The 19,347-nt window shown below is 63.7% G+C and carries 18 protein-coding genes; 6 read left to right on the top strand and 12 right to left on the bottom strand.

Annotated features, from left to right (window positions below):
• Positions 1 to 11 precede the first annotated feature (11 nt).
• From HV675_RS09295 to HV675_RS09280, 4 genes are read right to left on the bottom strand one after another with little or no spacing between them, the layout of a single operon-like run.
• Positions 12 to 1,439, bottom strand: a complete 1,428-nt coding sequence (locus tag HV675_RS09295; protein WP_175110598.1) for an ABC transporter substrate-binding protein — start codon at positions 1,437 to 1,439, stop codon at positions 12 to 14.
• Positions 1,440 to 1,495: 56 nt separating this feature from the next.
• Entirely contained in the window at positions 1,496 to 1,741 is a 246-nt protein-coding gene (locus HV675_RS09290) for a 4Fe-4S dicluster domain-containing protein (RefSeq protein WP_175110597.1), read from the bottom strand.
• Between the two features lie 11 nt (positions 1,742 to 1,752).
• Positions 1,753 to 3,492, bottom strand: coding sequence for a fumarate reductase/succinate dehydrogenase flavoprotein subunit (locus HV675_RS09285; RefSeq protein WP_175110596.1), 1,740 nt, complete (start codon positions 3,490 to 3,492; stop codon positions 1,753 to 1,755).
• Entirely contained in the window at positions 3,489 to 4,262 is a 774-nt protein-coding gene (locus HV675_RS09280; RefSeq protein ID WP_175110595.1) for a GntR family transcriptional regulator, read from the bottom strand. The genes HV675_RS09285 and HV675_RS09280 overlap by 4 nt, the downstream gene beginning before the upstream one ends.
• A gap of 233 nt (positions 4,263 to 4,495) precedes the next feature.
• Between HV675_RS09280 and HV675_RS09275 the strand changes: the two genes are divergently transcribed.
• Positions 4,496 to 5,836: an LLM class flavin-dependent oxidoreductase gene (locus HV675_RS09275; RefSeq protein WP_175110594.1), complete on the top strand. Its 1,341-nt coding sequence runs from the start codon at positions 4,496 to 4,498 to the stop codon at positions 5,834 to 5,836.
• A 47-nt stretch (positions 5,837 to 5,883) separates the two neighbouring features.
• On the opposite strand, the gene HV675_RS09270 is transcribed toward HV675_RS09275, so the two are convergent.
• From HV675_RS09270 to HV675_RS09260, 3 genes are read right to left on the bottom strand one after another with little or no spacing between them, the layout of a single operon-like run.
• Entirely contained in the window at positions 5,884 to 6,657 is a 774-nt protein-coding gene (locus HV675_RS09270; protein WP_175110593.1) for an ABC transporter ATP-binding protein, read from the bottom strand.
• Positions 6,654 to 7,607, bottom strand: a complete 954-nt coding sequence (locus HV675_RS09265; RefSeq protein WP_175110592.1) for an ABC transporter permease — start codon at positions 7,605 to 7,607, stop codon at positions 6,654 to 6,656. The genes HV675_RS09270 and HV675_RS09265 overlap by 4 nt, the downstream gene beginning before the upstream one ends.
• 9 nt (positions 7,608 to 7,616) lie before the next feature.
• Positions 7,617 to 8,648: an aliphatic sulfonate ABC transporter substrate-binding protein gene (locus HV675_RS09260; RefSeq protein WP_175110660.1), complete on the bottom strand. Its 1,032-nt coding sequence runs from the start codon at positions 8,646 to 8,648 to the stop codon at positions 7,617 to 7,619.
• 292 nt (positions 8,649 to 8,940) lie between these two features.
• On the opposite strand from HV675_RS09260, the gene HV675_RS09255 reads away from it, so the two are divergent.
• The 3 genes from HV675_RS09255 to HV675_RS09245 are packed head-to-tail and all read left to right on the top strand — an operon-like array spanning position 8,941 to position 11,233.
• Positions 8,941 to 9,759, top strand: a complete 819-nt coding sequence (locus HV675_RS09255) for an ABC transporter substrate-binding protein (protein ID WP_175110591.1) — start codon at positions 8,941 to 8,943, stop codon at positions 9,757 to 9,759.
• Between the two features lie 14 nt (positions 9,760 to 9,773).
• Positions 9,774 to 10,505, top strand: coding sequence for an amino acid ABC transporter permease (locus HV675_RS09250; protein ID WP_175110590.1), 732 nt, complete (start codon positions 9,774 to 9,776; stop codon positions 10,503 to 10,505).
• Entirely contained in the window at positions 10,502 to 11,233 is a 732-nt protein-coding gene (locus HV675_RS09245) for an amino acid ABC transporter permease (RefSeq protein WP_175110589.1), read from the top strand. Before HV675_RS09250 ends, HV675_RS09245 begins: the two co-directional genes overlap by 4 nt.
• 216 nt (positions 11,234 to 11,449) lie before the next feature.
• Here the strand turns inward: HV675_RS09245 and HV675_RS09240 are convergent, their stop codons facing one another.
• Positions 11,450 to 12,571 carry an alkene reductase gene (locus tag HV675_RS09240; RefSeq protein WP_175110588.1) on the bottom strand — a complete coding sequence of 374 codons (1,122 nt, stop codon included), beginning with the start codon at positions 12,569 to 12,571 and terminating at the stop codon, positions 11,450 to 11,452.
• Between the two features lie 119 nt (positions 12,572 to 12,690).
• Entirely contained in the window at positions 12,691 to 13,062 is a 372-nt protein-coding gene (locus tag HV675_RS09235; protein ID WP_175110587.1) for a hypothetical protein, read from the bottom strand.
• Between HV675_RS09235 and HV675_RS09230 the strand changes: the two genes are divergently transcribed.
• On the top strand, positions 13,037 to 13,927 hold the full coding sequence (locus HV675_RS09230; RefSeq protein WP_217478084.1) for a LysR family transcriptional regulator: 891 nt from the start codon (positions 13,037 to 13,039) through the stop codon (positions 13,925 to 13,927). The two genes, HV675_RS09235 and HV675_RS09230, sit on opposite strands and share 26 nt — an antisense overlap.
• Positions 13,928 to 14,005: 78 nt before the next feature.
• On the opposite strand, the gene HV675_RS09225 is transcribed toward HV675_RS09230, so the two are convergent.
• Both HV675_RS09225 and HV675_RS09220 read right to left on the bottom strand, forming a co-directional pair.
• A complete protein-coding gene (locus HV675_RS09225; protein WP_175110585.1) occupies positions 14,006 to 14,716 on the bottom strand; it encodes a cation diffusion facilitator family transporter in 711 nt (236 codons plus the stop codon).
• Between the two features lie 344 nt (positions 14,717 to 15,060).
• On the bottom strand, positions 15,061 to 15,294 hold the full coding sequence (locus HV675_RS09220) for a hypothetical protein (RefSeq protein ID WP_175110584.1): 234 nt from the start codon (positions 15,292 to 15,294) through the stop codon (positions 15,061 to 15,063).
• Positions 15,295 to 15,579: 285 nt separating this feature from the next.
• On the opposite strand from HV675_RS09220, the gene HV675_RS09215 reads away from it, so the two are divergent.
• Complete coding sequence (locus tag HV675_RS09215; RefSeq protein WP_175110583.1) at positions 15,580 to 16,677, top strand: cytochrome D1 domain-containing protein; 1,098 nt, start codon at positions 15,580 to 15,582, stop codon at positions 16,675 to 16,677.
• A 63-nt stretch (positions 16,678 to 16,740) separates the two neighbouring features.
• Here the strand turns inward: HV675_RS09215 and HV675_RS09210 are convergent, their stop codons facing one another.
• Positions 16,741 to 19,164 (bottom strand): TonB-dependent receptor, encoded by a 2,424-nt coding sequence (locus HV675_RS09210; protein ID WP_246270161.1) that lies wholly within the window; start codon positions 19,162 to 19,164, stop codon positions 16,741 to 16,743.
• Between the last annotated feature and the right edge of the window lie 183 nt (positions 19,165 to 19,347).

Here is a 19,347-nt window from a genome sequence, read left to right as displayed (position 1 = left end):
GTTGCGGGCTGCTAGCGCGCCGCAACCGCTTGCGCGGCGCCGGTTTTCGCGGCCGCGTAATCGAGCACCGCGCCCGAGGTGCGCAGCGCATACGCATCGGCGCCGGATTTCAGCAGGAACGCGGTGACCGCGCCGTGCGCATCCTTCACGTACCACGCGTCGTTCGCGAACAGCTTGAGCCCGCTGTCGTGATCGCGCACGTACACTGCGCGTACCTTGCTGCCGCCTTGCTCGAGCTTGTCGAGCGCTGCGAACGCCTCACCGGGCTGCGCATAGTTGCGCACCTTCTGCTCGTTCGAGAGCCACACCTGCGCGACGTCGCGTACGTCGGCAATCGGCTTGCCGGTTTGCGCATCGTTCGCGACGAGCGGCGTTTTCGCGTAGTTCTTCAGCGCCGCGTCGTAATCGAGCCCGGATGCCTTGAATGCGGCGCGAATGTAACGATCGTCGATAAACGTGTTCGGATCGAGATTCACGTCCGTTTTCTTCAGCAGCTTGAGCGTGTCGATGGCGGTTGCGACCGCCTGCCGGTATTCGGGCTTCCACGTGAAGTCGCGCGTTTGCAGGCCGAGCGGGCCGTGATAGAGGTAGTCGACGGGCGCCTCGATGCCCGTCACTTTCTCGATCAGCAGGCTGTATTTTTCCGGGTCCTGCGAGATCAGGCGGTTGGCCTCGATGGCGGCGCGCAAATAGGCGACCACCACTTCCGGATACCGCTGCGCATACGCCGCATCGACAAGCGCGCCATGGAATGTCGGCGCGTGAGTCTGCGCGCCGTCGTAGATCTTGCGCGCAATGCCGCGGTACGGGAACAGGTCGGCGAACGGCACGAAGTCCGCGTGCGCGTCGATCTTGCCGGCCTTCAGCGCGCTGCCGGCCACTTCGGGCGCTTGCGTGATGATGTTGACGTCGGTGTCCGGGTTCCACCCTTGCGCCTTGATCGCGCGCAGCAGCATGCCGTGCGCCGTCGACGCGAACGGCACCGAAATCGTCTTGCCTTTCAGGTCAGCGAGCGAGTGAATCGGCGAATCGAGCGGTACGACGATGCCATTGCCGCTGCCGTCGACGCTGCCGGACAGCACCGTAATGAAGACACTTTTCTTGCCCGCTTTCTGGAATGCCGCGCCGTTCAGCGAACCGGGGAAGTCGGCCATCGTGCCGAAATCGAGCTTGCCCGCGACCATTTCGTTGGTGAGCGGCGCGCCGGACGTGAAGTCTTTCCACTGCACGTCGTAGGTGACGTTCGCGTATTTGCCGTCGTGCGGCAGGTACTTGTCGAGCAGATGCAGTTCGCGAATCAGCAGGCCGCCGGTTGCGCAGTTGATCGTCGTGTCTTGTGTGCCGATGGCCACGCGGATGGTTTCCGCATGCGCGGCGGCTGTCGCGGCGAACAGCAACGGTGCGGCGACGAATCGAACGAGTGCGAGTCGCAGGTTCATGGCTTGGCTCGTATTTGAAGTGAGGGAGGCAACGGCTGTGCGTTGCATGCAACGGGCTAGCGCAGCAGATACGGAATCTCGACTTTCACGGCGCCGGTCGGACAATCGCGCTCGCAGGGCATGCAGTACCAGCATTCGTCGAACTGCATATAGGCCTTGCCCTTGCTCATATCGATCGCGAGCAGATCGAGCGGACAGACGTCGACACAAACGGTGCAACCCTTGTCGGCGATGCAGCGCGCTTCGTCGATCGTCACCGGCGCGTTGCTGCGCTGATAGATGTCGTGCGGGGTGTAGGACATGATGACGCTCCTCAGGTCGCTTCGGCGAGCGCGGCCGGCTCGCGGATACGCAACTGGTTGTATGCGCCGGATTCCGCATCCGGGACGGGCACGACGTACGGTTCGACCGCGCGCTTCGCGTTCGTCATCCGGCCATTCGCGTCCTTGTACAGATGCGTGTGGCAGAACCATCGCGCGTCGTCGCGTTGCGGATAGTCAACGCGATGGTGGTACAAGCCCCAGCGGCTCTCGGTGCGAAACAGCGATGCGCGCGCGGCCATCTCCGCGCAGTCGCGAATCGCGCGCACTTCGGCGGCGCGCATCAGTTCGTGCGGATGGTTCGCCTTGATCGATGCGATGTCGTCGGCAATTTCGCCGAAGCGCTGCAAACCGATTTCCATCTTCCGCGTGACCTTCGGCGGTTGCAGATAGTCGTTGACCATCCGGCGCAGCTTGTATTCGACCTGCGACGGCGCGAGGCCGTGGTCGCGTTCGAGCGGTGCATAGACGCGCGCGCGTTCGGCCGCAACCTGAGCTTCGTCGACGGGCGCGTGCTCACGCCCTTCGACATACGCGGCGGCATTCTGACCGGCGAACCAGCCATACGTGAACGCGCCGAGCATATAGTTGTGCGGCACCGCGGCCATGTCGCCGGCCGCATAGAGGCCCGGCACCGTGGTCTCGGCGCGCGCGTTCACATAGACGCCGGATGCGCTATGGCCGCTGCACAAGCCGATCTCGGAGATATGCATCTCGACCATCTGATGCCGGTAGTCGGTGCCGCGCCCCGCATGAAAGCGTCCGCGGCTCGGGCGTTCGTTCGTATGCAGGATCTGTTCGATCGTCTGGATGGTTTCTTCCGCGAGGTGGTCGAGCTTCAGGAACACCGGCCCGTTGCCGCTTTGCAGTTCCTGATAGAACTCCCACATCATCTGACCGCTCCAGTAATCGCATTCGATGAAGCGTTCGCCTTTGCCGTTCGCGGTGAAGCCGCCGAGCGGGCCGGTCACGTACGCGCACGCCGGGCCGTTGTAGTCCTTGATGAGCGGGTTGATCTGGAAGCACTCGAGGTTGGCGAGCGCGGCGCCCGCGTGATACGCCATCGCGTAGCCGTCGCCGGCGTTGGTCGGGTTTTCGTAGGTGCCCATCAGGTAGCCGGACGCGGGCAGGCCGAGCCGGCCGGCCGCGCCGCAGCATAGAATGACCGCTTTCGCGCGCACCACATGGAATTGCGCGGTGCGGCAGTCGAAACCGAGCACGCCGCAGACGGCGCCGTGCGCATCAGTCAACAGGCGCGTCGCGACAATGCGGTTCGTGATCGCAATGCGCGCGCGTTTGAGCTGCCGGTAGAGCACTTTCTTGATGTCGTGGCCCTCGGGCATCGGCAACACATATGCGCCCATGTGGTGCACTTTTTTCACTGCGTAGTCGCCGTTGCCGTCTTTCTCGAACTTGACGCCCCAGCGATCGAGCTGCTCGATCGTCGTGAAGCTGTGCTTCGCATACGCGTAGACGGCTTCCTGATCGACGATGCCATCGTTGGCGATGGTGATTTCACGCGTGTACTGCTCGGGCGTCGCATGGCCCGGGATGACCGCGTTATTCAGGCCATCCATGCCCATCGAGATCGCGCCGCTGCGTTTCACATTCGCTTTTTCGAGCAGCAGCACGTTGAGATTCGGATTGCATTCCTTTGCCTTCACCGCGGCCATCGGGCCGGCCGTGCCGCCGCCGACCACGACTATGTCGTATTCGAGCACTTCAGTGTTCATCGCGTTTTCCCTGTTTTCGTGCGCGCTTTTTCGCGGTCGATGCGCAGCCGGTACTGGAACGCATCGCCGCGGAAATACAGATGCTCATAGTCGAGCGGATGACCGGCTGCGTCGTGCGTCAGGCGTTCGATGCGCAAGACCGGGCTGCCTTCCTCGACGCGCAGCGCGTCGACGATGTCGTCGTCGGCGAGGATCGCGTCGATCGACAGGTCCGCATGGCCGAGCGGCACCCCGCAGTCGTTTTCGAGAATCAGAAAGATGTCGCGCGTCGCGAGATCCGCATTCGCCAACCGCTTGCCGAGGGTTTCGGGCACCCACGTCAGCTCGAGCGAAACCGGCTCGCGATTGAGCAGGCGCACGCGATGAATCTCGACGACCGGCGCGCCCTCCGGCACGTTCAGCTTTTCCGCGACCTGGCGATTCGCCTTGACGATGGCGAAATGGCGCAATTGATTGACGATTTCATAGCCCATCGACGACATCGCTTCCGCGAAGCCTTGCAGCGAGGTGACGTTCTGGAACGCCTTCGGCTTCGATACGAAGGTGCCCTTGCCATGCAGGCGGAACACGATGCCTTCTTTCTGCAGATCGCCGAGCGCTTGCCGCACGGTGATGCGGCTCACGTCGAAGATCGCGCACAGTTCGTGCTCCGACGGCATCTGACTATGCGGGGCGTAAGTGCCGTCGAGGATGCGCGCGCGCAGCGTGTCCTTGATCTGCGCGTATAGCGGTTGTGGCGACAATTGCACGAGGTTCGTTGCTCTAGGCATCGGCTCAACTTGTCATGACAAGATCAGACCCGAGTGTAGGCAAGCCCCGCTGCGTCTCCAACGAATGAATTCTGCTATCCATTTTCACCGGTCAGGCGAAATGCATTCGCGCGCGGTGTCGTGTCGCGCCGCTTTGCATTTCATCGCGAGCCGTCTGCGCGGTTCGGCGGTTTGGCGTAGTGTTACTCCCATTCCAGCCGCTCACGGCGCTCGCGCGCCCTCGATTCGACACCATGACACCTACCCGCCAGCTTCATCTCGGCGCATTTATGCGCCCAGTCAGTCTTCACACCGGCGCATGGCGTTTTCCGGGCGCATACCCGGACGCCAACTTCAACTTCGCGCATCTGAAGCGTTTCGCGCAGACGCTCGAACGCGGCCGCTTCGACGCGTTCTTTATGGCCGATCATCTTGCTGTGCTCAACATGCCGGTGAACGCGCTCAAGCGGAGTCAAACCGTTTCGTCTTTCGAGCCGTTTACGATGCTTTCCGCACTGGCGGCGGTCACCGAGCGCATCGGGCTGGTCGGCACCGCGTCGACCACATTCGACGAGCCTTATCACGTCGCGCGCCGTTTTGCATCGCTCGATCATATAAGCGGCGGTCGCGCGGGGTGGAATCTCGTGACCACATCCAACCCGGACGCCGCGTTGAATTTCGGGCTTGACGAACATGTCGAACATGGCGAGCGGTATCGGCGCGGACGGGAGTTTTACGATGTCGTCACCGGCTTGTGGGATAGCTGGGCCGACGATGCATTCGTGCGCGACGTCGAAAGCGGCCTTTACGTGGACCCGGAAAAGATGCACGTGCTCGGCCATAAGGGCGAGCATTTCTCGGTGCGCGGTCCGTTGAATGTCCCGCGCCCGGTGCAGGGCTGGCCGGTGGTGGTGCAGGCGGGCTCGTCCGAGGCCGGACGGCAGGTGGCGGCCGAGACTGCCGACGCGGTGTTTACCGCGCAATCGACGCTCGAAGCGGGCAAGCGCTTCTACGCCGACGTGAAAGGCCGGCTCGACACGTTAGGCCGGCCGCGCGAGCATCTGGTCATTCTGCCGGCGACATTCGTGGTGGTCGGCGATTCGCTCGACGAGGCGCGCGAAAAGCGCGCGTTGCTGGATACGTTCGTCCACTATGACAGCGGCATCGCATCGCTTTCGATCGCGCTCGGGCACGACGTGTCCCGCTTCGATCCCGATGGTCCGTTGCCCGAGATTCCCGAGACGAACGACAGCAAAAGTGCACGCCAACGCGTAATTGACTGGGCGCAGGCTGAAAAGCTGACGATCCGGCAGCTCGCCCAGCGCATCGGCGGCGTCTCCGGGCTCGAAATGGTCGGCACGCCCACGATGATCGCGGACCAGATGGAACAGTGGCTCGTCGAGGAAGGCTCAGACGGGTTCATCGTGGTGTTTCCGTACTTGCCCGCGGGGCTCGACGATTTCGTCGACAAGGTCGTGCCGGAGTTGCAGCGGCGCGGCATTTTCCGGCGCGAGTATGAAGGCGCGACATTGCGTGAGCATCTCGGGCTGCCCCGTCCGGGGAATCGCTTTTTCGGCGCAGAGCGGCTGCGATAACGCTAGTGATAGCGCGATAGCGGTCTTTGCCTGCCAGCGCAATGCAGTCAGGCAGGGACGAGTGCTTCGAGGCTGGCGAACAGGTCGGCGCGTAGTGCGGCATTGAATGTCATGTCGCGCGTGCGCGGCCGCGGTGCATCGACTGCGAATTCCCGCACGATGCGCGCTGCGCGTTGACTGTCAGGCGCGGCCATCAGCAATACGCGATCGGACAGATACAGCGCTTCATCCAGATCGTGCGTGACCATGAGTGCGGCCGTCCGGTGCGCACGCGTGATCGATAGCAACAGATCTTGCAGCCGCATTTTCGTGATGGCGTCGACGGCGCTGAACGGCTCGTCGAGCAGCAGCAGGCGTGGTTGGGTGAAGAGGCCGCGCGCAAGCGCGACGCGTTGCGCCATGCCGCCCGACAGATGCTTCGGCCATAACCGGCCGGTTCCCGCGAGACCCACTTCATCGAGCAGCCGGTCGACACGCGCGCCGCACGCGCCGCGTGCCCGCGCCGGGAAGCTCACATTGTCGGCAACACTGAGCCACGGCAGCAGACGCGGTTCCTGGAAGATTACGCCCGATTGCGGCGAGGGTCCATGCTGGACGGCGCCGTCAAGCATGATCGTGCCGGCGAAATCGCGATCGAGGCCGGCGACGATGCGCAGCAACGTGCTCTTGCCGCAGCCGCTCGCGCCCACGAGACTGACAATCTCGCCGCGCGCGACGGATAGTCTGGTTCCCGCGAGCAACATGCGCTCGCCGAAACGTTTCGCGTCGATCGCGACGTCGAGCAATGGATGTGCATCGTGAGGCGATGACGGCGCGATCATGATCGTTGCTCCGGATCGGTGGTATCGCGCCACTCCAGCACGCGTGCCTCGGCGAGCTTCATCGCACTGTCGGTCAGTTTGCCGAGCAGCGCGAGCAGCAGAATCGCGCCGAACACAATGTCCGGGCGACCGGTTTCGCGACCGTCGCTCAACAGATAGCCGAGTCCGCGGGTCGCCGCGATCAGTTCGGCGGCGACCATAAACATCCATGCGAGGCTAAGACCGGTGCGCAAGCCCGTAAAAACATGCGGCAGCGCGGCGGGCAGCAGGATACGGAAAAACGACGCAGCGCGGCTTAGCCGATAGATATCGCCAAGCTCGACGAGCTTGCGGTCGACACCCCGCATACCCGACACCACCGCGAGATGGACCGGAAAAAACGCGCCGATGGCGACAAGCGTGATCTTCGGCGCTTCGTCGATGCCCATCCACAACAGCAGAATCGGCACCCATGCGAGCGATGGAATGGCGCGCAACGCCTGGAAGCTCGGATCGAGCAGCGCGTCGAGGCGCCGGCTCAAGCCCATGGCCGCACCGAAAACGAGTGCAAGCGCCGCGCCGCAGCCGAAACCGGCCAATACGCGCAACGTGCTTGCGACGACATGCCTGAACAACCCGCCGGCGCCGAGTTGGGCGAGCGCGGCGGCAATGCTCGTTGGAGCCGGCACCAGATGCGCGGGCAACACGCCGCTGCGGACCAGTGCTTCGACCAGAGCGAGCAGCGCGAACGGCAGCAGCCAACCGGCGATGCGCCAGCGCGACGTGCGGCGCAACGTGTGTTTCGGGGATGGCGCGATGCGCCGCGCGGGCGCGATCGACGCGGCCGGCCCCGCGCGATCTTCAGCCGCGTTTTGAGCAGCAGGCTGAACGAATGGAGGTGTGACGGATTGTTGACCGGCCTGCGGCGCGCGGAACGCGAACGAATCCGTCAGCGAATCTTCGGCGGCCATCGGTTTGTCCTATTCCGAACCGGCGGACGCGATCACCGGTTGTGCGATGCGCACGTCGATCAACGCATCGATCACCTGATTCAGATCCGTGCCCGGCTTGACGAGTTGTTCCTGCACGAGTACCGGCGCCGCGGCCTTCAATGCGGCGATCTGCGTGGCGCCCGGTTGCGGCTGGCTAAAGTCCGTGCGGCTCAGTTGCAGCTTCGCGACCGCGAGCGACACTTTCGAATCTTCGGCGACGATGCTTGCGGCTTCGTCCGGATGCGTGCCGATCCACCGCCGCGCTCGTTCATACACTTTCAGCACGCGCGCAACCGTGTCGGGGTACTTCGCGATGAAATCTTCGCGTGCGTTCAGGAATCCCCATGTGTTGAAGTCGACATTGCGATAGAGCAGACGGGCGCCGTTGTCGATTTGTGCGGCGGCCATATGTGGATCGAGCCCGGCCCACGCGTCGACCTGTCCGTTGATGAGCGCGGTGCGCCCATCGGGATGTTGCAGGTTGACGATCTCGACGTCATCGCGCGACAGACCGGCCGTATGCAGCGCACGCAACGTGAACAGATAGGGATCGGTGCCCTTCGTGGCGGCGATCTTCTTGCCTTTCAGGTCTGCGATCGTCTTGAGCGGCGAGTCCTTGCGAACCACCAGCGCGGTCCACTCGGGGCGCGAAAAAATGTAGACGGTGCGGATCGGATTGCCGTTCGCTTTACCAAGCACCGCGGCGAGGCCCGCGGTCGAACCGATGTCGATTGCACCGCTATTCAGATACTCGAGCGCGCGATTGCTGCCGAGGCTCAGCACCCAATCGATTTTCGTGTGATCGGCCGCGAACTCCTGTTCGAGCCAACCGTTACGCCTGATCACGAGGCTTTCGGGCGAATAGTACGCATAGTCGAGCTTCAGTTCGGCGGGCGCGGGCGCGCTGGCGGCGCAGAGCGCGGCGGTCGGCGCCGCAATGAGCAGCGTGAGCGCCGCACAGGCGGTGAAAGCGCCTTTGAGCGCGCGTTTGACTGCGAACCTGAACGCGTATTTGCCCATGACCGCGAGCGATGTTTTCGAACCGTGTGACATGGGCCGTCCTTTGTATCGATTGAACCCCGATCGATTACTGTAGGCCGGAGTGGTCTGCGGCGAAAAATAACAAAAAGTCAGAACGAAAGAAGCGGCGCGCATATGATCCTGCACGCTTAGCACGTGACGATTTGTTCGTTCACTTACGTGTGTGCGACTTGCTAAAGTCGCGGCTCGCCGCCACGGAAATTAGCGGGCAGCACAAGTACGATGCCTCGCGCCCGTGGCGCCCATGAACGCTGCCAAATAATCTTTAACAATGAAAATTCAAACGCTCGCTGCGGCACTGACGGGGTTGCTGCTCGCTTTTTCCAGTGTCGCGCACGCCGACCGGCTCGACGACATCAAGAAAGCGGGCGTATTGCGTGTCGCGACGTTCGACAGCAATCCGCCATTCGGCTTTGTCGATCCGAAGTCCAGTCAGATTGTCGGGCTCGACGTCGACTATGCGCGGGCCGTCGCGAACCGGCTTGGCGTAAAGCTCGAAATCCAGCCGACCAATCCGGCCAATCGCATTGCGTTCCTGAAGTCGGGCAAGGTCGATCTGGTGTTCGCCAACTTCACGATCACCGACGAACGCAGGAAAGAAGTGGACTTCAGCACGCCGTATTTCGCGTCGGGTACGCAGTTTCTCGCGAAGAAAGGCGCGCTCACCTCGCCGCAACAGCTGAATGGACTGCGTATCGGCGCGGACAAAGGCACGACGAACGAACAGCAGGTGCGCGCGCAATTCCCCGGCGCAACGATCGTCGCTTACGACGACACGCCTTTCGCCTTTGCGGCGCTGCGTACGGGCAATGTGCAGGCGATCACGCAGGACGGCCCGAAGCTTGTCGCGCTGCTGGCCAATGTGCCGGACAAGGCGAACTACGAAATCCCGCCGTTCACCATCTCGAACGACTATGAAGGCGTCGGTGTGCCGAAAGGAGAGGCGCGCCTCCTTCACACAGTCGACGACACGCTGAAGGAACTCGAGGCGAACGGGACGGCCGCAAAGATCTATGACGCGTGGTTCGGTCCGTCGAGCCGTGCGCCGCTGCCGCGTCTGTTCCGCATCGGCGACGCACAAAAGAGCTGAACGGAAAGATCGCAATGGACGGCTGGCTGGAACCGAAGTACGTCGGGTGGATTGTCCACGGCTTCATCATGACGTTGACGCTTAGCGTAAGCGTGATTGTCGCGTCGAGCGTCGCGGGCTTCGCGCTTGCATTGGCGCAGCACGCACGGCGACCGGGCGTGGCGCGCGCCGCGGCGCTTTACGTGCTCGCGTTTCGCAATTCGCCGTTGCTCGTGCAGTTGCTGTTCTGGTACTTCGGCGTCGCGGCGCTGTTGCCGACCGCGTGGATGACGTGGCTCAATACGCCACATACGGTCGCGGCGGGCGGGGTCACGCTTGCGTGGCCGTCGTTCGAATTCGTCGCGGGATGGGTCGGCCTCACCTGCTATTCAACGACATTTGTCGGCGAGGAATTCAGGGCTGGCCTGCGCGGCGTGCCGCGCGGTCAGCACGAGGCCGCCGCGGCGCTCGGGTTTTCGCCGTTTGCGGCGTTCCGTTACGTGATCCTCCCGCAGGCGGTGCGTATTGCGATGCCGCCGCTGGCCGGTCAGTACATGAACATCGTGAAGAATTCGTCGCTGACGATGGCGATTGGTTTGGCTGAGCTTTCGTATACGTCGCGGCAAGTCGATACCGAAACGTTCAAGACGTTCCAGGCGTTCGGCGCAGCCACGGTGCTGTACATCGTTGCAATCGCATCGATCGAGGCCGCGCTGCTGGTCGGGCGCCGCATCGGCGCGCACGCGCAAGGGCAGAGGCAAGCATGAACCTGCAAGAATGGCTTGCGACGCTGCGCTATGTGCTGCTCGGCACGTTTCCGCATGGGCCGCTCGGTGGCGCTGCGCTAACCGTTGTGTTGTCGATCGTATCGGCGCTGCTGTCCGCGCTGTTCGGACTCGCGGGCGGCATTCTGCTCTCGCTGACGCGCGGCGCCGCCCACCTGGCGCTCGTCGCGGTGATCGGCTTTTTCCGCGCGATTCCGGTGCTGATGCTGATCTTCTGGACGTTCTTCCTGATGCCGATGTTGCTGCATATCGATGTGCCGGCGCTGGCGGCCGTCGTGTGCGCGCTGGCGTTGATCGGCGGCGCTTATCTGTCGCATTCGGTCGATGCGGGGCTCGCGGCGGTGGGCGCCGCACAGCAGCAGGCGGCGCTGTCGCTCGGCATGACCCGCTGGCAGGCGCTGCGCTATGTGCAGTTGCCGCAGGCGCTGCGAATCATGGCGCCGTCGTTTATCAATCAATGGGTGACGCTCGTGAAGGACACGTCGCTGGCGTACATTGTCGGCGTGCCGGAGTTCACGTTCCTTGCGACGCAGATCAATAGCCGGTTGATGGTGTATCCCGCGCAGATTTTTCTGTTCGTGGCGTTGATGTACCTCGTGATGTGCACGGCGCTGCAGCGGTGCGCGAGCCGTTTGCTGGACAGATTGCACAAACCGGTGAAGGCGGCCGAACCGGAGGTCGGGGCTGCGGTTCGACAGGCAATTTCGTGAGAGCCGGTGTGCATTCGCATTCGATATCGGCGAGCTCCGATGTGGTTTGTCGCGACGTGCGGCGGAGCTTCGAGCCACGGGGCGCGTAGTGACGCACGGTTCGGTTGCGGCAAACGCGCAAGCCGCCCGCCGCGCAAGGTGAACATCGCGCGGCGGGCGGCGCTTCGGGTCAGAAAAGCCGCGGCAAGCGGCGCGGCAGGACGCGAGCCTGTGGCGTCACGCGGCAATGCGCTGTTCGCGATTTTCGTCGCGATGGAACGGATAGTCGGTATAGCCGACGTCGGTGCCACCGAAGAACGTCGCGCGGTCGTACCGGTTCAACGGCAGATGTTTGCGCAGCCGTTCCGGCAGGTCCGGGTTCGCGATGAAATGCCGGCCGAACGCAACCAGGTCCGCGTCGCCGGATCGCACGATGGCTTCGGCGCTCTCGCCGTCGAAACCGCCCGCGGCGATGATCGGACCGTGAAAATACGCGCGCAGCGTCTTCGCCGCGACGGGGCTTTGATCGTGCGCGTCATTCTCGATGTTGCCCGCGATGCGCGGCTCGATCAGATGCAGATACGCAATACCGAGCGTGTCCAGTTCTTTCGCGACATAGCTGAATAACGCGCGTGGATCGCTGTCGGACATATCGCCCCACGAGCCGTTCGGTCCGAGACGAACCGCCACCTTGCCGGCGCCCCATACGGAGATCACCGCGCGCGTTGTTTCGAGGAGCAGGCGGGCGCGATTGGCGATCGAACCGCCGTATGCGTCGGTGCGCCTGTTGCTGCCGTCCTGAAGGAACTGGTCGAACAGATAACCATTGGCCGCGTGCAGTTCCACGCCATCGAAGCCTGCCTTGACACCGCGTTCCGCTGCCGCGCGGAAACGCTCGACAATCCCGGCAATTTCGCCTGTTTCCAGCGCGCGGTTAGGCGTGTTGGGCACCCAGCCCGCTTCGGTGTACGCAACGCCGCCATGCGGCACTTCGGACGGACCTACCGGACGGCCGCCGCCGGGCTGCAATTGCGCATTCGATTGACGGCCCGCGTGATACAACTGAAGAAAGATCGTGCCGCCTTTGGCGTGCACCGCGTCCGTCACGGCTTGCCAGCCGGCGATCTGGCTGTCGTCGTACAGACCGGGCGCGCCCAGATAACCGTTGCCGTCCAGCGCGGCGATGGTCGCCTCGCTGATCAGCAGTGCGCCCGGGGACGTGCGTTGCGCGTAATAGCGTGCCATCAACGGGCCCGGGCGTGCACCGGGTTCCGCGCGCATCCGGGTGAGCGGCGCGAGCACGACACGATGGGCCAGCTCATACGAGCCGACCGTGACTTTCGAAAAGAGACTGGACATTTTGGTTCTCCGCACAATTGAGCGATTCAGTAGAAGCTGCTGCGTGATGCCGCGACGCGGCGACGCTTGACGCAAATATAGGAGCCGCACGCGGCGGGAAAAACGGTCCGCCGGTGCAATCACTTCGGACAGGCGTGTCCGCAATCGCCGGATGCGTTGCTGCGCGGGGAGCGCGGCATGTGCCTTACACTGCGTTCGATACCGCGCAAGACGGAGAGCCTCGTAATGAACAAATCCAACCCCGCCTCGTTAGAGAAAAGAACGGCCGCACGCAAGCCGGGCGTCGGGACGAACGCGAAAACAGATGGGAAGGCGAGCGCGGGAACGGGCTCAGGACGGAGCGCCGGGGCAAAAGGCGCCAACGCCGCCAACGCCGCCAACGCCGCCAACGCCACCGCCAAGGCCACCGCCAACGCCACCGCAAACGCCACGACAAGCGCCGGAAGCGGGCGCGCGAGCGGCGCGCTGGACCACATGAGCGGGATGGTCATCTTCACCCGTGCAGCCGAAGCACTGAGCTTCGCGGAAGCGGGCCGGCAACTCGGGCTTTCGTCGTCGGCGATCGGCAAAGCGGTGGCGCGGCTCGAGGCGCGTCTCGGCGTGAGGCTGTTTCACCGCAGCACGCGCAGCGTGCGGCTCACGCCCGAGGGCGAGCTTTTTCTCGCGCGTTGCGCGCGCATCCTGAACGAGGTCGAAGAAGCGGAGTCCGAACTGGCGGCATCGCGCGAGAAGCCGATGGGGCGGCTGCGCGTGAGCATTCCGCTGGTCGGCACGCTGCTGATGCCCGTGCTGTCGGCATTCATGCGCGAGTATCCCGACGTGCAGCTCGACATCGACTTCAGCGACCGCATGGTCGACGTGATCGAAGATGGCTTCGACGTCGTGCTGCGCACCGGCGACGTCGTCGATTCGCAACTCACGATGCGCACGCTCGGACACTACACGCATCTGATTGTCGGCTCGCCGCAGTATCTGGCGCGGCACGGCGTGCCGGCCGCGCCCGAGGCGCTCGCGGCGCACGCGTGCCTGCAGCATCGTTTTCCGCGATCGGGGCGCTTGAGGCGTTGGGCATTCGTCCGCGAGGGGGCGGTATTCGACGTGGAGCTTCCGTCCACCGCGATCGCAAGCGCGGTGGAGCCGCTGATCGCGCTCGCCGAGCAGGGCCTGGGGCTGACCAGTGTGCCTGATTTCGCGGTGCGCACCCAACTGGCGGACGGATCGCTGGTGGCCGTGCTGCGTGAATTTACCGCCGACCGGATTCCGGTTCGCGCGCTTTGGCCTTCCGGGCGGATGACGCCGCCGAAGGTGCGAGCGTTCGTCGATTTCGTGAACCAGCATCTGTTTCCCACGGCGTAGCGCGGGAAAGCGGGATGGGGCGGATACGGAAGTTGATTTGATGAATCCGGCAGGCAGGCAAGCAGGCCGGTGGTCGAATCAGTGTTGTTCGACTTCGGCAACGACCGGCGGCCGCATCGCCGGGCCCGGCTCGGCATCGAAGTACAGGCGCACAGGCCGGTAACGGCGCAGCAGGCCGGCCATGCCGCGCAGGCTCAAGCGCACGCCGCCGTACGCGATGACAAGCCCGATCAGCACGGCCGCAATCGCGTCGAGACGCGACGACCCGAACCAGACGCTCGCGATGCCGACGGTCGCGACCAGCGACGACAGCGCGTCGGCTCGCACATGCCACGAAGCGGCGGTGAGAACGGGCGAGTCATTGCGTCGTGCCTGCTGGGCCATCCAGCGGTACAGCAGGCCGCGGCTGATCAGCGAGAAGATAGCGATGCCGAGCGCAACCAACGCTTGCGGCCCGGCAACGGGCTGCCAGTCCTGCGTACACAGCGCGATGTCGATGCCCGCCGCGATCAGCACCATGCCGACGCCCGATAACGTAACGTGCTCGATTGCGTCGCTCTTCCTCGCGCTGCGGGAAGAAACGTTGAGACGGCACAGCCAGCACGCGGCGAGGAGCATGACGTCGACACCGATGTCGGTCATCGCATGGACAGCGTCGGCCAGCAATCCGGACGAGTGGGCGGCATATCCCGCGCTCCCCTGCACGATGGCAAGAATCGTGTTGAGCACGGCGCTCGCCATGATGACGCGTGCCGTTCCGTCACGCGACCCATGCCCGGCTTCACGCATCGTCTCTCCAGCTTGGGGCGGAAAGTCGCTACGATAGGGCCGCTATATTTCTCTGATGTGACGGCCGTTCAGACCCCTGGCCGGATGGCGGCGAGATTCCGGCCGGTCGGGCACAGCGATCGATGCTTTTGCCGCGCCCGGTATTTTCGCGAACGTCGCGTCGCTAGCCGATACTTAGTTTGAATGTTCGTGACGCTCCGGCTGCCGCAAATCCATTGAACTTGCGACAGCCGGAGCGGTGAATCGGGGGCGGCAGTCCAAACGAAGCGGTGTCGGACGAATAGCAGCCGCGGTTTTTCAACATGTCGAAGCACTGCAACCGCGAACGCTAAAGCGCAAACCATTCAAGGCCCGAAAAACGGCACGCAAAAACTTGCGGGGCCGGTGCAGCCGGGTTCCCAGTTCGCGCGTTGCGGCGGCGCGGGCGTCGTGCCGCATGCGCCGAGTTGCAGCAATACGGCGCAGGCGAGCAGGGGCGGGAACACGCGTATCGGGTGGCGACGGCCGTGCATATTCCACGTGGTCAGCAGGAAGAACCCGCGTGATGCGGTCGGGTGATGCAGCGCGTCGTTTGCCATGATTGCCTCGCTTGCGGGCGGCCATGCGTGATCGATTCATCTTAGGCCGCGGCGCTTTCATTGAAGGTCTCGTTGCAAGTGCTCCGCATGCGTTTGCGGAGCCGCTGAAACCGGCGATAGCCGCCCGAATTCGGGAAAAACTCCTGCCTGGTTTCGTTGTCAACCTTGACCACAATGCGCACACTTGATTGGGGGCGTGCGCCGCGGATGTGCTGCTGCGCGTCAAGCCGGCCGAGTCGTTGCGGCTGGCGTCCCGCTCCAAGAACAACCGCTGGAGACACTTCAATGCATCGCACAACAAAAAGCGCGGCTGCCGCGCTATGCGCCATGACCGCGCTCGCCGCGGCCGCGGCCTACGCCTCCGCTGCGCCGATTGCGTACGTCACGAGCGAGACGAACGGCGTCGGCGTCATCGATCTCGGCAGCATGGCGCTCGAAAAAACCATTCCGCTTGGCAACAGCGGCCCGCGCGGCCTGAGCCTGACGGCCGACGGCAAGCGTCTGCTGGTCGCGGGGAAGACCGGTGAACTGATTGTGATCGACACGTCGACCGGTGAAGTGGTCGAGCGCGTGAAGATCGGCAAAAACCCTGAGTTCGTACGCGTGCACCGTGGCTTTGCCTACGTCACGTATGAGCCGGGCGAAAGCGGTCCGCCGCCCGAAGCGACGCAAGGCGGCAAACCCGCGCAGGAAGGCGGCAAGCAGGCAGGCAAGGGCGGCCACGACGATGACGACGCCAACAGCCCACCAGCCGAGATTGCGATTGTCGACCTGAAGACGATGAAGGTGATCCGTTCCGTCGTCAGCGGCCACGAGACCGAAGGCGTCGAATTTTCGCCGGACGGCCGCGAGATGCTCGTGACGAACGAGGGCGACGACACCGTGTCGGTCTATCGCACCGGCACCGGCAAGCTGCTGCGTGCGCTGAAGCTCGATGCGGGGTCGCGCCCGCGCGGTATCAAGATGTCGCCGGACGGCAAGCAGTATGTCGTGACGCTCGAGAACACCAGCAAGTTTGTCGTGCTCGATGCGGTGAGCCTCAAGCCGGTGAAAACCGTCGACACCAAGCTCGGCCCGTACGGCGTCGCGTTCGATCCGAGCGGCAAGCATCTGCTGATCGCGGCCGCGCGGGACAAGACGCTGCAGGTGTTCGATGCGAAGACCTATGAGCACGTCGCCGATGTGCCGGTCGGCCAGCGGTGCTGGCACTTCAGCTTCACGCCGGACGGCAAGAAGCTGATGCTCGCGTGCGGCCGCTCGAACGCGGTCTATGTGCTCGACGCGACGAACTATCAGACGGTCGGGCAGATCGGCAACTTGCCGCTTGCGTGGGGCATCGTCACGTCGCCGCCTAGCTCGGGCTCGATCGAATCGACGAGATAAAACCTGTGATGCGGGCGGTCGCGCCGCCGCCCGCTACGCTTTCGTCAAAGTCTGCTTGTCGCGTCAATCCCACGCGTAGCGCATGCCGACCCAGAACCCGCGCGGTGCGCCCAGGCCGAGAAACTGCTCGTTGGTGATGTCGTCCGGGCTGAACGTATGGTTCGGCCCGTTGAAGAAGTTCTGGCCGAGCACCGCGAAGGTCGCATAGCGTTTGTTCAGCAGGTTCTGGATCGAGCCGAACACCTGGAAGTGTTTCGTGATGTTGTAGGTTGTGTCGAGATCGATCAGAAAGTAGCCGGCAATCGTGCCGTTCACATCCTGATTGTCTTCGTCGCCGCGCGCGAAGATGTTGCTGCGGTAACTCAGATTGGTGCCGATATTCCACTTCGCCGTTGCCGCATAGTCGAAGCGAACCTTCACCGTGTTCTGCGGAATGCCCGGGATGCGGTCGCCAGAGTGCACGGTGATGTTGCCGTCGCCATCGGCGCTGGAGTTGCTCGCGCTGCTTTCGGTCCACGTCGAGCGGTAAGTCGCATTCACGTAGCTATAGCTCGCGCTGACGCCCAGCGGTCCCCATTGCGTGCGCCCGGCCAATTCGAAGCCTTGCCGGCGCGTCTTGCCGACGTTCTGGAAAAAGCCGAGCGTGCTCGATGCGCCTTCGCTGCTGACGAACTGGATATCGTCGTCGAGCGTCGTGCTGAACGCGGCGGCGCTCCACGATGTATTGCTGCCGAGGCGTCCGCGCGCGCCGACTTCGAAAGTCTTCGAAATGACCGGCTTTAACGACGGGTCCGCAATGAAATCGTTCGGCAGCGAGCAGGGCGCCGCCGGGTCCGCGCACGCGAGCTCGATCGAGGTCGGCGTGCGCATCCCCTCGTTATAGGTGAAGTACGCGGTGAAGGCCGAAGTCGGGTTCCAGTTGATGCCGACGGCGGGGTTGAAGCGCGAGAACGTATGCCGGCCGTCGAGCAGCGGCTGGATGCCGCTTTCGTCGCCGATCACGGCGCGCGCCCAGTTGTAGCGGCCCGCAAAGGTCATCGACCATTCATCGGTGAACGAGAAGGTATCGGTGAAATAGACGCCGTAGTTTTCGTTGCGCGTCTTTGCGTCGGTCTGCTGGACGAACGGCCCGTCGCCGATGGTGGCGCGCGTGTCGGTGAAGAACGCGTCCTGCGCCGACTGCGTGAAGTGCGAGTTCGCGAGATCCGCGGCCGCGCCGACGACAAACTGGTTGTTCTTGCCGAACAGTTTCTGCAGAAACGTCATTTGCAGGCTCGCGCCGTAGCTGTCCGTGACGATCACCGATTGCGCATTGGTGGCCGGCGGTTCATCGTCGTCGTCCGGGTCGAAGTCGTCGTTCACGTTGCTGCTGGTGTTCACGTTCCGATAGTGCCGGTAGTACAGGTTGCCGCTCAACTGGATGTCCGGCGTGAAGTAGTGCGAGCCGTTGATGGTCAAGTAGCCGAGCTGGTTTTCGTTGGTGTCCGGGAACGTGTACGCCTGCGACCAGTTGCTCAGAAACGAGCGCGGAATGGTCTGCGAGCCGTTCAACGTGTTGTCGGCGCCGCCGGCCGATACGGAGATTGTCGTCGACGAATCCATGTAGCGCAGCTTGCCGAACGCCTGGCGCAAGCGGCTCGAGTTGTGGTCGGCCCAGCCGTCGTCGTTGGTGAGGTTGGCGGTGAAGTAGTAGTCGAGAGGCGAGTCGCCGATCACGCCGCCCTGCTGGATCTGCGCGACTTTGCGGCCCCACGAGCCCGCCTGGATTTCCGCTTCGCCGCCGGGGTTCGACCTGCCGTTCTTGGTCGTCACCGCGATCGCGCCGCCGAGCGTGTTCAGGCCGAAGGTCGGATTGGAGCCGGGAATCAGCTGAATTGTCTGGATCGCGGCCTGCGGAATCAGGTCCCAGTTCACGACGTCGCCGAACGGTTCGTTGACGCGCACGCCGTCGAGAAACACCGACAGTCCTTGCGGTGTGCCAAGCACCGGCGACGCGGTGAAGCCGCGATAGTTGATATCGACCTGCCACGGGTTGCCTTGCGCGTCGTTGATGTCGACGCTTTGCAGGTTGCTCGCGAAGTAATCGGTGAGCGTGTGCGAGTTCTGCTGAACGAGGTCGCTGCCGCGGATCGTCTGCACGTTCGCCGGCACCAGCTGGAGCGGCGTGCCGATGCCGACGAGCGGTGTCGTGCCGATCACGAGGATATTCGGCAGGACCGTTTCCTCGGTCGAAGACGCATCAGCTTGCGCGGTTTGCTGCGGTGCGTTCTCGACCGCTTGCGCATTCTCCGGCGCGTTGCCGCTTTGCGCAGCCGCAGCCGCAGCGCTCGCCGCGGCGGACCCGGTTGTGCCGCCTGCGGCGCCTTCCGTCTGTGCCCATGACGAGCTTGCCGCGAGCGCGGCGAGCACCGCGCCCACCGACAGCCGCAAGGCGGCTCGGGGTTTTAACGTCTGCACGCGCGGCACTTTACGTGGCATGGTGGTCATCGTTGCCGTCTCCAGCATTGTTCTTTTGAGCAGGTATTGCACGCGTCACGAAGACCGGTTGCGGCGCCATCGGATTGCCTCGGCACATGGACCGCGCTTCGTTGCATCAAGCGTCGCACGGCTGCGCGCGAATGCGCACGGGAAGATTTCCCGAAACTTTCAGGAAGCCTTCCTGAACGTCAG

Source organism: Paraburkholderia solisilvae, from assembly GCF_902859875.1.
Lineage (GTDB): Bacteria > Pseudomonadota > Gammaproteobacteria > Burkholderiales > Burkholderiaceae > Paraburkholderia > Paraburkholderia solisilvae.
The sequence above is the reverse complement of the archived record's forward strand: the minus strand, read 5'-3'. Positions and strand labels throughout refer to the sequence as shown.